The following is a 13,284-nucleotide window of genomic DNA, read 5'->3' on the forward strand; positions in this document are numbered from 1 at the left end:
CGTGCTCTCTCGCGTCTGGGCCATCTCACTCCCTCTCCCCGGCCCGCAGTTCCCGTACGGCCCGCCGTCTGCCACCCCACCACGCCTGCACCAGCACCGCCGCCAGCGCCAGCCCCGGCACCGCCACCGACGGCAGCGCCAGCGCCAGCGGGTCCGCGCGCAGCTCCGCGCCGCCGGCGCCCGGCACCTCGGCGCTCTCCTCGCCGAGCGCGAGCGCGCCCAGGTCGATGCCGGGGCCCAGCAGCCGTACGGTGACCAGCCCCGCCAGCGCCCCGACCAGGCCGGCCGCCGCCAACTGCGGCAGCGCCTCCAGCACCAGCAGCCGCCGCCCGTGCCGCCGGCTGAAGCCCATCGTGCGCAGCCGGGCCAGCAGCGCGACGCGCTCCGGGGCGGCCCGCAGGAGCGACAGCAGGACGGCGAGCAGGGCGTAGCCGGTGGCGGCGACGGCGGCGACGGCGTACAGCCGCTCCGCGCCGCGCTGCAACTCCGAGGCGGCCAGGTCGTCCGCCACGTCGCCGCGCAGCAACAGGGCGGCGCCGGGCGCCGCGTCGCGGGCCAGGGCGCGCAGCGCGGCGCGGTCCAGGCCGCCGGGGGCGGAGAGCAGCAGCGTGTCGGGGCGCGCCTCCACCACCGCCTCCGTGCCGGGCAGGTGCCGCGCCACGGCCGCGGCGTCCACCACGGCGAACTCGCCGCCCGTCAGCGCCGGCGTCACCCGCCGCACCGCCGCCACCTCCGCGGTGATCCGGCCCCGGGACGACTGCAGTCCCAGCGTGCCGTCGCCCATCAGGTCGGCGACGCCTGGCGAGACGAGGGCGGGCACCGCCCCGCCGCCGTCCCCGTCCCGCAGCCGGCCGGCGTCGAACGGGCCGAGGCCCAGGTCGTCGCTGAGCCGCGCGTACGCGCCGGCGTCGACGGTCAGCAGCGTCACGTCGCCGCTCAGCCCGACGAGCTGCAGCCCGCTCTCGGTGCTGACGGCGGCCACCTGCCGTACGCCGTCGACCTCGCCGGCCCGGGCGGCGATCCCCTCGGGCAGCGGCGCGGCCGAGGTGAGGCGGGCGTCGCCGCCGACGCGGTGCAGCGAGGCCGTATCGCGCGCGTCGGCCACGCCCGCGAGTACCGAGCCGCCGAACGAGGCGGTGGTCAGCGCCACGAGCAGCGCCAGCAGCGGCAGCGCGGAGGCCGCGGGGGCGCGCCCGGCGCGGGCCAGCGACAGGAAGCCGACCGCCCCGCGCGCCCACGCGGCCGGGCGGGCGGCCAGCCGCAGCGGCAGCGGGTAGAGGCGGACGAACACGGCCGCGGCGACCACCCCGACCAGCACCGGCGCGGCGCTGGCCAGCGCGTCGGCGCCGCCGGCCGCGCCGCTGCCCGCGCCACCGTCCGCCGTGCCCCGGCGGCGCAGCACGACGATGGCGCCCACCGCCAGCACCACGGCCGTCAGCTCGGCCACCAGCCGCCGCCGCGAGGGCCGCGTCCGGACCAGATCGGTGCGGACCGGGGGCCGCGGCCGGCGCACCGCCGCCACCGCGACCGCCGGCAGCGCGCCCAGCGCCAGGGCCGCCGCCGCGCCCGCCGCGAACAGCGCGGGCCCGTGCCGCCCGTCGGGGAGCAGCAGCACGGCGAGGCCGTAGCCGGCCGCGGCGGCGGGCAGGACGGCGGCGGCGTTCTCGGCGAGCAGGCGTACCGCGATACCCCGCAGCGAGCTGCCGCGGGAGCGGAGCAGCGCCAGCTCGGCGCGGCGCCGGGACGCGGCGAGGCCGCCGCTCATGGCCAGCACCACGGCCGCGACCGCGCCGACGCCGAAGGCGGCGACGGCCACGACGGGCGTGACGGCGTCGCGCAGCCCCGTGTAGCCGCCGAGCAGTCCGTCGGCGTCGGTGGACACGTCGAGGCCGCCGCCGATCCGCTCGGTGAGCCGCTGGTGGCCGGGGCCCTCCTGGAGAGCCGACAGCGCGTCGAGCACGGCCGGCACGTCGCGGCCGCGGAGCGCGCCGCCGGCGACGGGCACGTTCCAGTAAGGCGCGGTGCGCGCGTCCTCGAAGGACGGGCCGAACGTCTGCGTCCCGGCGAAGAGCGCGGGGCCGCTGCCGGGGTGGAGGAGGAGGGCCGCGGCCCAGTAGCGCCGCGGTTCGAGCGACGACGGCTTCTGGCGCAGCTCGGGGGTGTGCAGGAGCGGGTCGACGGACCAGTAGTCGCTGTCCGGCGCCTTCGGCTCGACGATGCCGGTGACGTGGACGACGACCGTGTGCTCGGCCTGCGGGACGTGGACGCGGGAGCCGACGCGCAGGTGCAGCGTGTCCGCGGTCGCGGCGGAGACCGCGGCCTCGAAGACGAAGTTCCGGCTGATGTCTCCCGCCACTGCCCCGTACGCCGTCGGCTCCGGCAGCCGGCCGTCGACGACGCGGGCGCGCTCGGCGACCCCGGCGCGCGCGTCGAGCTGCACCTCGGGCCGCTGCCCGTCCGTCCTCGGCAGCCACGGGTCGTCCGTGACCAGCACGGGCTCGGTCCGTACGCCGTACGAGACCTGCCCGGTCGCCGCCCGCAGGGGAGCGCGGAACTCCCGCTGCACCGGCCGCGCGAACGCCGCGACGGCCTTCGCGGACATCGACTCGATCCGGTCCTCGAACAGCACCTCGGGGTCCGGCTGCGCGGTCACCGCCACGTTGCGCTCGGCGGCCGAGGCGCCGTCGATGAGCCTGCGGGCCTCGCGGTCCTCGTACGTGTCGACGCCGCGCGGGAAGGCGGCGGCGAGGAACGCGGTGACGAGCACGAGCAGCGCGAGGGCGAGCGCGCCGCCGGGCGCGGCCCGCAGCCGGGTCCGCACCCAGGGGGCGGCACCGGGGGCGTCGGGGGACCGCGGGGTGTCGGGGGACCGCGCGTCCGGGGATTCCGAGGACTCCGGTGTCTCCCGGGGGTTCTGTACGGGGGGCACGTCACCGACCTCCCCGGGGGTGCGGGGCGGGCCGGGCCACGGCACGTGCGGGCGCCATGTCACTCGCCTCCCAGGCGCAGGGCCGTCGCCGGGTCGCCGCGGCGCAGCGCGACGAGCACGGTGACGAGGACGGGAACGGCCGCGACCGCCGCCAGCAGGCCCGCCACCGACCCGGCGGGCAGCTCCACCACCACCGGCGGCACGGGCTGCGCGGCCCGCCCGGTGAGGGTGATGAGCGGGATGACGGCGCGGGCCAGCGCCCAGCCGAGCAGCGTCCCGGCGGCCAGCGCGAGGGCGATGAGCACGCCCTGCTCGGCGGCGAACGTGCGCGCCAACTGCCGCTGCGGGGCGCCGAGTGCGCGGAGCACGGCGAACTCGCGGGTCCGTGCGCGTACGGACGCCGCCGCGCTGACGGCGAAGCCGAGCGCCGCCAGCACCGCCGCGGCGACGGCGGTGGCGGCGAGCGCGGCCTGCGGTCCGGCGCCGAGCGGGTCGCTGCCGAGTTCGGCGGCGAGTTCGTCGCGTACGAGGACGTTGCCGGGGTCGGTGTCGGCGCGGTCGCGCAGCGCGGCGACGGCGGCGTCCGTCTCGCCCGCCCGCGTCGTCAGCCACCACTCGGTGGGCAGCAGCGTGGCCAGGCCCCGCTGGCTCAGCGCGCGGTTGGCGGTGGTCAGGTCGAACAGCAGCGCGCCGCCGAACTGCGCCCGCGACGGCTCCGTGGCGGCCGGCGAGCCCGGGCCGGTGGTCGGCAGCTCCGCCAGCGAGCCGGTGATCTTCACGGACAGGCTGCCGCCGGGCACGGGGACGCTGACGGTGTCCCCGACCTTCGAGCCGGTGGAGCGCAGCATCGTGTCCGTGGCCACCGCGGTCAGCGGCGGGGGCGCGGTGCGCGCGGCGGTGACGGTGAGGGTGACCAGCGGCGGGCCGGTCCAGGTGTCGTAGGTCTGGTCGCCGGTGTCGTAGCGCACGGAGAGCGCGGACGTGTCCGTGGTACGGGCCCGGCCGACGACCGCGGTGGGGCTCTCCTCGGGCAGGGCCTCGGGCTCGGAGACCGCCCGGGCGTGCCAGGTGAACCCGTCGGGCAGCGGCACCTCCCGGGCCTCGGCGGAGCCGCCGGCGTCCGCGCCGTCGCCGGCGGATCCGGCGACCTCGACGCGCTCGACGTCGAGCCGGCGCTCCCCGCCGGCCTGCGGCTGCGGGTGGACGAGCCGGAGCCCGGTGAGCCGCAGCGGCCCCGCGGGCCGGCCGTCGGGGGCGCCCGCGGCGGCGGCGACGTCGGCGGCGAGGGTGTGCGTCCGGCCGTCCGCGGGCAGGTCGCCGGCGGGCAGCTCGTACGCGGCGCCGTACCGGTCCTCGACGAGCAGGGTCACCGCGGCGCGGCCAAGGTCGTCCCCGTCCGCCCCGAGCCGGGCGACGACGCGCAACTCGGCGGGGACCCCGGGCAGTTCCAGCCCCCCGACCCGGGCGCCCCGCCGCGGCGAGCCGGACTCGTCGTCCGCGGCCGGTTCCGCTCCGTCCGGCCGGTCCTGCCCGGTCGCCCCCGCGGCCCCCGGCGGAGCCAGCCCGCGCAGCAGCTCCGCGCCCTCCGCGCCGTCCGCCAGGTCGGGCCGCAGCCGCAGGCCCTCCGCCGCCCGCGCCGTGTCCAGGGCCAGCACCTCCGCCGACTCGCCGCCCGACAGGCTCATGCCCCACCGGGCCGCCGGGGCGGCGGCGGCCACCCCCGGGACGCGCTCCAGCATGCCGCCCTGGCCCAGCTCGGGGAGCCGGCTGGTCAGGACCCGTACGTCGGTGCCGGCGTGGAAGTCCGCCTGGTCGCGCTGCGAACGGTCCCACGAGGCGCCCTGCGCCAGCGCCAGCATCCCGATCGCCACCGCCAGCACCAGCAGCAGCACGGGACCCGCGCCCCGCAGCGGGCGGCGGCTCAACTGCCAGCCGGCCAGCGCCGAGGGCAGCCCGCGGCCGGCCACCGCGCGGCGCTCCGCGAGCCGGGCGACGGGCGGCAGGAGGCGCAGCGTCAGCACCGTGCCGGCGAGCAGCGCCAGGGCCGGCGCCGCGACGAGCACGGGGTCGATGCCCAGCGTGCCGGAGCGGTCGTCGCTCAGCGCGCCGCTGCCGGAGGTCTGCCGGTCCAACTGCCAGTACGCCACCCCCGCCACCACCAGCAGCGCCCCGTCGGCGCCCGCGCGCAGCGGCGCGGGCAGCGGCCCGGCCCGTACCGTACGGCCCGCGGACGGCCCCCCGTCGGCGCCCCCGCCGCGCAGCAGCGTCGGCGCGACGACCGCCGCCGCGCAGCCCAGCGCGCAGCCGGCGGCGACCAGCCACGTGCCGCCGCCCGCCGCGGAGTCCGGGGTGAGCCCGGCCCGCTCCAGCGGTCCCCGCGCGGCCAGCAGCCGGATCAGCGGCCCGGCGAGCAGCGGCGCGGCGATCGCGGCGGGCAGGGCGAGGAGCAGCGACTCGGCGGCGGTCAGCAGGCCGATGCGCTGCCGCGAGCCGCCGCGGGCGCGCAGCAGGTCCGTCTCGCCGCGACGCTCCGCGCCGAGCAGCCGGGCGACGAGCATCAGCGCGTACGCGGCCAGCAGCACGAGCTGCAGGGCGACGATCAGCAGGGTCGACCGGCTGACGAGGAGCGCCCGTTCGGTGCCGTCGAGGAGCTGCGGGAGCCGGGTGGCGGCCACCGCACGGCCGTCGAAGACCGGCTCGTCCGCGAGCGCGCCGGAAGCCTTCTTCACCGAGGCGCGCAGCGCGTCCGCGCGGTCGGCCGTCATCTCGTCGAAGTCGGCGCGCAGCACCCACGCGCCGGCGGCCTGCGCCACCCGGCCGGAGGCGAAGGAGCCGGGGTCGGCGAGCAGCGGGCCGTAGGTGGTGTAGCCGCCCTTGAGGACGCCCTTGCCGCGGAGTTCGTCGGCGAGCCAGTAGGGCGCGTCGCGGTCGCGGGGGCGGTAGACGCCGGTGACCTCGACGGGCAGCGGGGGGTCGTCGTCGCCGCGGCCGGCGAGGGTGAGGGTGTCGCCGGGGGCGAGGCCGAGCCGGTCGGCGGCGATCTGCGGCACGGCGACCTGCACGGCGGTGCCGCCCGAAGCGCCCCCGGAATCCGCCGCCTTGGCCGCTGCCTTGCCCGCTGTCTTGTCCGCCGCCCCCGGCCAGCGGCCCGCCGCCAGCGCGACCTCCGACCGCGCCAGCGCGCCCAGATGCGTCAGGTCCGGGTCCTCCCCGGCCCGCGCCGCCGGCGGCTGGAGCCGGCGCGGCAGCTCGTACGGCCCGGAGCGGTCCAGGCTCTGGACCCGTACCGGCAGCCCGGCGAAGGCGTCGCGCGCGTCCTCCTCGACCGCCCTCGCCGCCGCCGCGCGGTCGTCGCCGGTCAGGTACGGGACGTCGAGGGTCAGCGCCGCGTCGGCCGCCGCGTCACCCGCGAGCGTGCGGCGCAGCGCGGCGTCGCCGACGGTGGCGGAGAAGGCGGTGAGCGTGGCCAGCACGGCGGTGGTGAGCAGGACGGCGAGGAGAGCCGCGGCGAGGAGCAGCCGGTGGGCGCGCGCCCGCAGCAGAACGAACCCCGTCACGCATCCCCCAGACACCACCGTCGAACTGTCTGGATGCTGTCAGAGCGGATTCGCACGCGGTAGCGAGTGACGGGGGAATTTGACGCGATCGTGACCGGAAGGGAAAGACGAGGTGCGGGTGCGTGCGGCGGGTCTGTGCACTCAGGCGGTGCACGGAGTGGGGGCGGGACGGCGGCCCGCGGTGTACGCGGCCGGCGGTACGCCCATGAAGTGGCGGAACTCGGCCGTCATGTGCGGCTGGTCGTAGTAACCGGCGGTCGCGGCGATGTCCGACCACGGGCCGGCACCGGCCGCGAGCACGGTGCGTACGCGGTTGATGCGGGCGAAGTGCTTGGGGGACAGGCCGGTGCCGTCGGTGAAGATGGTGCGCAGGCGGCGTTCGCTCATGTGCAACCGTGCGGCGGTCGCGGCGACGGTGGCGCCGCCGAGGAGAAGCGCCGCCTCACCGAGCCGCCCCGGCGGCTCCGCGCGCTCGGCCAGTGCTGCTTCGAGCGCGGCGACCGGGTCGGCGGCGAACCGGTCGGCGTCCAGGCCCGGTAGTCCGCCGAGTGGCAGGGTCCGGTCGGCGAGATCACGCAGCGGGCGGCCGAGCAGGGCCCGGGCGCCGCCAGGCCGCATGCGGACCCGCACGCACGAGCGGCCGGGCGCGGCGACGCCGTGACCGACCGCCGGTGGCGGCGTGCCCGTTCCGTCAGCCGGGGGTGTTGACCATCGAGGCGGCGGCGTACACGAGGTAGTCCCAGAGCTGCTTCTCCTGCGCCGGGGGCAGCTCCAGCTCGTCCACCGCCGCGCGCATGTGCCGCAGCCAGGCGTCGTGCGCGGCGCGGTTCACTTCGAACGGCGCGTGCCGCATCCGCAGCCGCGGGTGGCCGCGCTCGTCGCTGTACGTGCGCGGGCCGCCCCAGTACTGGATGAGGAACAGCGTCAGCCGCTCCTCCGCCGGTCCGAGGTCCTCCTCGGGGTACATCGGGCGCAGCAGCGGATCCTCCGCCACGCCCTCGTAGAACCGGTGCACGAGGCGGCGGAACGTCTCCTCGCCCCCGACCTGCTCGTAGAACGTCCCGGGCGGCGGCGCTCCCACTGGAATCTCGTTCATCGTCTCCATCGTCTCATCCCGCCCGGCCGAGGACGGAAGTCGTAGGACCCGGGGAGCGGGGAGCCCGCCGACGAGGCTGTATCAGCCCCTCGGCCGGGTAGCGGCGGGCGTGGGCCGCGTGGGCCCGAGGCGTTCCACCGTCACGCGGCTCCGGCGGCGTGCCCTGACCGGGCGCCGCTTCTCGTGCAGCCGACCTGCCCGGTGACGACGGTGACCGTCGCTCGCGCAGCAACGGCGTCAGAACGACTGCCGGTGGTTCTCCAGCATGACGTCGAGACGTTCACGGAACAGCGGGCGGTCGAGATCGCCGTACGCGCGGGCCCACAAGGGGTGGAGGTCCGGGAGGCGCAGTGCGTCCTCGTGGTAGGCGGCGGTGAGTCCCAGAAGGGCGCTCGCCGGGTGGCCCGCGTCGAGCATCCGGGAGGCGTCGGTCAGGATGGCGTCTGTCTCCCCGGTGAAGCAGGGGTACTCGTCGGCGAAGGCGTCGCTCGGTGCGAGAACGCCGATGCCGATGCCGGACGGGTCGGGTTCGTGACGCCAGCCTGTCGGCGGCGCCAGATCGAGGGGGACCTCCGCATCGCCGCCGTCGGGGTTGATCCCGTACTCCGGCGTGGGGTGGATGCCGAGTTCGGCGGACAGGCGTGCCACCTGGGTGCGGCGGCGCTCTCCTCCGCCGCGCAGGGCGAGCGAGAGCAGAAAGGCGAGGCCGTCCAGGGTGTTCCGGCCGATGACGCCGGGCTCCTTGTGGCCGAAGGAGGCAACGGGGTGGTCGGTGCGCCCGAGTTCAGGCGCGGGGACCACCCATCCCACGCAGGTGCCGCTGCCCAGGTCCGCGAAGGGCAGGAGTTCCGGTACGGACATGAACGGCACGTGGTGCCGGCGGAACGCCTCCCCCGCGTAGCAGTACTCCCACCCCTCGGGGGCGAGGGGTACCTCGCAGAGGTCGAACGGCAAGGCGAAGCTGCTCTGCACGCGCGGAGCGTCGTACAGGCCCTCCTCGTACAGGTCCGTCGCGAGGAACCCCTCCTCCCAGGCGATGTCGACCACCTTCGCGAGTGCGGGCGGGGTGGGGAACGGAAACAGGTCGTCGATCCAGCGTGGTGGTGTCGTCATCGCGGAGAGTGTCGCAGCCGGGTGTGACACTCCGACGGAGCGTACGGCTGAAGCTTCCTCGCCGGGCATGCGCCAAGGCCTGGCGGCCCGGTGTGCAAAAGTCCACGCCCGCGGGTGTTTTGCCCCGCTTGGTGCCGGGTGTTACCGCGAGTTCGTGCCGGTGACGTTCACGCGCTACGCCCCCGGCGTCAGCGGCTCGCCCTCCGGGTGAGCAGGTATCCGAGCGCTCCGGGCACGATCGCGGAACCCGCCCAGAAGATGTCCGACGTGCCGACCCCCGAGGCGGGGCCCACCCCGTCGCCCAGACGTTCTTCGAGCCACAGAGGCACAAGGACGGAAGCTGACCCGACGAGAAGCCCGGCCGTCCAGCCTTGGCGTCGTTCGCGGACGATCACGCCGATGAGCAGGGCGAATGCGAACACCGCGAGGAGGAACCAGCCGACCGCGGCGGCCGGCTCGGCACCGGTGAGGCACAGGGTGGGGGAGTCTCCGCATTCTTCGCGCTCGTATGCGCCGGCGGCATCCGAGAGACTGACGCCGACCCACGCCACCCCCGTCCCGAGGCCGGTACACCCGACCAATGCGGCGATCGATTTCGGTAACACGTGGCGCTCCGTTCGCGGGAGTCAGGTGGGCCCGGGCCCGGGGCCCCCAGCGTCGCCCACCTTCGTCACGTCGGTCCTGAGTATGGGTACTCAGGCCGGGAGAGCGGCGCTGCGCGCCTCCGGCCCGCCCGTGTACGCGCTACGTCGCGTCCCAGCGGAACAGGCGCTGGGCCAGGGCCGCTGCTACCGCGCGTTCGTGCCAGCGGGAGGCCGGAGCCGGGGTCCGTACGTCCCGGCACGCCGGCGGAACCGCACGGCGGTTGTACCGGAAGGGCAACAGCCGGTCGGTGTGGTTGCGGGAGCCCCGGTCGAGTGGCGAGATTGAAGGGCTTGGTCGACGGTCGGGCGTGAAACGGAGAACGGTAGTGGCGGAGTTGAGTGGCTCGCGGGTGGGGCGGTACCGGTTGCTTCGCCTGCTCGGGGCCGGCGGAATGGGCAGCGTGTGGCTGGCCCAGGACGAGAACCTCGGAATCGAGGTCGCGATCAAGCAGATCGAGGTGTCGGGTGACCTGGGCGACGGCACCCGCGCACAGCGCATCTCACGGGCCCGGGCAGAGGCGCGCAACGCCGCGCAGTTGCGCGGCCATCCGCACGTGGTGAACGTGGTGGACATCGTGGAGCAGGACGAACTGCCGTGGATCGTCATGGAGTACGTCACCGGCGCGAGTGACCTGCGGGCGATCATCCATGACCAGGGCAGGCTGGGCGATGCGGACATCGCCCGGGTCGGTATCGCCGTGCTGAAGGCTTTGAGTACGGGGCACTCTCTGGGCATCGTGCACCGCGATGTGAAGCCCGCCAACATCCTCCTGGCCCCGGACCATTCCGGAAACCGGTTCGGACGGGTGATGCTGGCCGACTACGGGATCTCCCTCTATGCGGGTTCCGGGCAGACCCGGATGACCAACGGGGTGATCGGCACTCCCGGCTACATGGCACCGGAGCGGGCCCGGGGCGCGGAGCCGCCGGCTTCCGACTTGTTCTCCGTCGGGGCCACGCTCTACTGCGCTTCCGAGGGACACCCGCCCTTCGGCGAGGTCGACGTCGACGGCAACGGCGACAGCACCGCCACCGCCTCACTCACCGAAGCACCTCCCTGGCCTGCGAACGCCTGCGGCCCGCTGGCCGACGTCATCATGGCCCTGCTGGCGAAGGAGCCCGGACACCGCCCTACCCTGCACACCGCCATCACCGAACTCGCCGCTGTCGAAGCGGCCGCACGCGCCGAGGCGGCCCCACCCGGCAGTACTGACGGGAGCCCGACCCGGAAGAGCCTCCCTCAGCGGTCCCACAGGATTCTTGCGTGGGGGGTTGCCGGCGCCCTGGCGTCGACCGCCATCGCGTTGACCGCTGTGGCCCTGAGCGACGACGGGAAGAACACCGGCCCGGCGGACTCTTCGGCACGCAACGCCGGCCGCACCGCCCCGGCGGGCACCGACGCGCCCGCCGCAGAAGTCGGGGTGCTCTACGGCACCGACGTCGGGCTGCGGAAGCCACTCGAGGCGGGGGACTGCGTCATCGTCGGCACCCACAACGAGGACTACACGGTTCTGACCGATGTGGTGACCGTGGACTGTGTCGAGACGGAGTCGAGCCCCACCCCGGCAGGCCAGGTCATCGCCACCGTTCCGGACGCCGGGGACGGCGAGACGTCCGTGCGCCAGGAGTGCGGCGAGCAAACCGCTGACCTGCGCGGAAGTCTGGCCGACCCCGTCCTGACCGTTCTGCGGCCTGATGACGAGCGCGGTTCCGCGACACAGGCCGAGGCGGCGTGCCTGGTCTTCCAGCGCGGCATCCTCGCCGGTGGGAATCTGGGCGAACGCCGGGAGCAGGGTTCCTCCCTCTACATCTCGCAACTGAGCACCGGAGACTGCCTCAACGAGGAGGACGACGACATCATCCTGGCGGACTGCACCCGACCGCACGACCAGCAGGTCATCGGGCATGTCAAGGTGTCCGAAGAGGTTCCGTACGAAAACGTGAGCATATACGCGATCTGTGCAAGCCGGTTCGCACAGGAGTGGGTGCGCAACGAACAGCAGCAGGACGTCATCGGCTGGAGCAACTCCGACGACTGGGGCGAAGGATTTCGTATCGTGACATGCGGACTCGAAGGACTCGAATCGCAACTGCCCGCCGGAACCGCCGTGCCCAAGGACTGAGCCCCGCCCGCTACGTCGCGTCCCAGCGGAACAGGCGCTGGGCCAGGGCCGTGAACACCGCCGCCGTCGCCAGCAGCACGCCCATCGCGGGCAGCGCGTCCGACCAACTGCCGCCGCGGGTGAGCACGTCCTGCATCGCCTGCACCATGTGCTTGAGCGGCAGCGCCTCGGAGACCGTGCGGATCCACGGCGGGCCCTCGTCCAGGGGGAAGAACGACCCCGAGAGGAAGGCCATCGGGAGCACGACGAGCTGGGCGAGGCCGTTGGCGGCGTCCTCGCTCTTCGCCCACGCGCCGATCGCGAAGCCGATCGACATGAACGCCAGGCTGCCGCAGGCCACCAGCGGGATCACCAGCCACCAGTCGCCGGTCAGCTTCAGCCCGTAGTACGGGATGGTGGCGACCAGCAGGAAGACGGCGGTCTGGCCGAAGGCGAGCAGCATGCTGACGCCGAGGCGGGCGGAGATCACCGGGCCGGCCCGCACGGGTGCCAGCCACAGGCGCCGCAGGATGCGCTTCTTGCGCCAGTTGACCAGCCCGATCGAGGCGCTGAACACCCCGCCCATCGCCACCGCCCAGCCCAGCAGCCCGGGGGTGAAGTACTGGATGGCCTGCAGCGACTGGTCCTCGACCTGCCCGCCGGTGAGCGTGTACGCGGGCTCCTGCCCGGTCGCCGCGATGCTCGCCTGGTCCACGACGGACCTGAGGACCCCGCCGACGCTGCCCGCCTGCACCGGGTCGGCGGCGGAGACCCGCATCTGGACCCGGCCGCCGGGCTCCTCCCAGACGGCGGCGTCGGCGTCGCCGTCGCGGACCTTCTCCAGCGCCTCCGCCCGGTCTCCGGACTTCTCGATCTCCAGTACGTCGTCGAGGCCGGCGCGCGCCTTCGCCGGCATCTCGTCGAAGACCTCGACGGCGCCGACCTGCACCACCGTGGCGCGCGAGACGCCCGCGTCCTTGAAGAGCACGCCGAACAGGGCCAGGAACATCAGCGGGAAGACGAGGATGAAGAAGACGGAGGCGCGGTCGCGCAGCAGTCCCAGCGCCATGGCCCGCGACAGGCTGACGAACGGCTTCACTCGCGGTACTCCCGCCCGGTCAACTGCAGGAACACGTCCTCCAGCGAGTCCGCCGCCAGCTCCGCGACCAGGTCGGCGGGCTTCCCGACGCGCAGGATGCGGCCCGCGTCCATCACCGCGACGCGGTCGCAGAGCACCTCGGCCTCGTCCATGTAGTGCGTGGTCAGCACGACCGTGCGGCCCGCCGCGTTGATGCCGCGCAGCAGGTCCCACAGGTTGCGCCGGGCCTGTGGGTCGAGGCCGGTGGTCGGCTCGTCGAGGAAGACCAGCTCGGGGTCGTGCACCAGGGCGCAGGCGATCGACAGGCGCTGCGCCTGGCCGCCGGAGAGCTTGTCCTCGCGGGTCCCGGCCTTCTCGGCGAGGCCGACCTCGGCGAGCATCGCGTCGGCGCGCTCGTCGTCGACGCCGTAGAGGGAGGCGAACGTGCGGATCTGCTCGCGGGCGGTCAGCTTCTCGAAGAACGCCGACGCCTGGAGCTGGACGCCCATGCGCCGCAGCAGCTTCGGGTTGCGCGGCCAGGACGGTTCGCCGAGCAGCACCGCGCCGCCCTCGTCGGGGCGGCGCAGGCCCTCGATCATCTCCAGGGTGGTGGTCTTGCCGGCGCCGTTCGGCCCCAGCAGCCCGAAGAACTCGCCCTCGCGGACCTCGAAGCTCACGCCGTCGACCGCGCGCACGTCGCCGTAGCGCTTGCGCAGGTCAGTGACGGAGATCGCGGCGGTCATGGGCCGACCCTAGTGCCGGACC

At 75.4% G+C, this 13,284-nt stretch carries 9 protein-coding genes; 1 reads left to right on the top strand and 8 read right to left on the bottom strand.

Annotated features, from left to right (window positions below; all coding sequences use genetic code 11):
- Nucleotides 1-25: 25 nt before the first annotated feature.
- The 6 genes from O7599_RS27340 to O7599_RS27365 all read right to left on the bottom strand — a co-directional run bounded on the left by O7599_RS27340 (nt 26) and on the right by O7599_RS27365 (nt 9,300).
- On the bottom strand, nt 26-2,929 hold the full coding sequence (locus O7599_RS27340) for an FtsX-like permease family protein (protein WP_281618259.1): 2,904 nt from the start codon (nt 2,927-2,929) through the stop codon (nt 26-28).
- Between the two features lie 59 nt (nt 2,930-2,988).
- Nucleotides 2,989-6,486, bottom strand: coding sequence for an FtsX-like permease family protein (locus tag O7599_RS27345; protein WP_281618260.1), 3,498 nt, complete (start codon nt 6,484-6,486; stop codon nt 2,989-2,991).
- 141 nt (nt 6,487-6,627) lie between these two features.
- The gene (locus tag O7599_RS27350) at nt 6,628-7,104 is read right to left on the bottom strand and encodes an AraC family transcriptional regulator (protein WP_281618261.1); all 477 of its coding nucleotides are present in this window, start codon (nt 7,102-7,104) and stop codon (nt 6,628-6,630) included.
- 73 nt (nt 7,105-7,177) lie between these two features.
- On the bottom strand, nt 7,178-7,582 hold the full coding sequence (locus O7599_RS27355) for a globin (protein WP_281618262.1): 405 nt from the start codon (nt 7,580-7,582) through the stop codon (nt 7,178-7,180).
- A 237-nt stretch (nt 7,583-7,819) separates the two neighbouring features.
- Nucleotides 7,820-8,695: a hypothetical protein gene (locus O7599_RS27360; RefSeq protein ID WP_281618263.1), complete on the bottom strand. Its 876-nt coding sequence runs from the start codon at nt 8,693-8,695 to the stop codon at nt 7,820-7,822.
- 188 nt (nt 8,696-8,883) lie between these two features.
- Entirely contained in the window at nt 8,884-9,300 is a 417-nt protein-coding gene (locus O7599_RS27365; RefSeq protein ID WP_281618264.1) for a hypothetical protein, read from the bottom strand.
- A 365-nt stretch (nt 9,301-9,665) separates the two neighbouring features.
- Here O7599_RS27365 and O7599_RS27370 point away from each other — a divergent pair, with 365 nt between their 5' ends.
- Nucleotides 9,666-11,462 carry a serine/threonine-protein kinase gene (locus O7599_RS27370; RefSeq protein ID WP_281618265.1) on the top strand — a complete coding sequence of 599 codons (1,797 nt, stop codon included), beginning with the start codon at nt 9,666-9,668 and terminating at the stop codon, nt 11,460-11,462.
- A 10-nt stretch (nt 11,463-11,472) separates the two neighbouring features.
- Here O7599_RS27370 and O7599_RS27375 read toward each other — a convergent pair whose 3' ends face one another.
- Nucleotides 11,473-12,540 (bottom strand): ABC transporter permease, encoded by a 1,068-nt coding sequence (locus O7599_RS27375; protein WP_281618266.1) that lies wholly within the window; start codon nt 12,538-12,540, stop codon nt 11,473-11,475.
- Nucleotides 12,537-13,262, bottom strand: a complete 726-nt coding sequence (locus tag O7599_RS27380; protein WP_281618267.1) for an ABC transporter ATP-binding protein — start codon at nt 13,260-13,262, stop codon at nt 12,537-12,539. Before O7599_RS27380 ends, O7599_RS27375 begins: the two co-directional genes overlap by 4 nt.
- Between the last annotated feature and the right edge of the window lie 22 nt (nt 13,263-13,284).

The sequence above is a fragment of the Streptomyces sp. WMMC500 genome (assembly GCF_027497195.1).
Taxonomy (GTDB): Bacteria; Actinomycetota; Actinomycetes; order Streptomycetales; family Streptomycetaceae; genus Streptomyces.

Coding starts and splice junctions, on each gene's coding strand:
- O7599_RS27350 (WP_281618261.1), bottom strand. CDS start 7,104: ATGCGGCCTGGCGGCGCCCGGGCCCTGCTCGGCCGCCCGCTGCGTGAT.
- O7599_RS27355 (WP_281618262.1), bottom strand. CDS start 7,582: ATGAACGAGATTCCAGTGGGAGCGCCGCCGCCCGGGACGTTCTACGAG.
- O7599_RS27380 (WP_281618267.1), bottom strand. CDS start 13,262: ATGACCGCCGCGATCTCCGTCACTGACCTGCGCAAGCGCTACGGCGAC.
- O7599_RS27360 (WP_281618263.1), bottom strand. CDS start 8,695: ATGACGACACCACCACGCTGGATCGACGACCTGTTTCCGTTCCCCACC.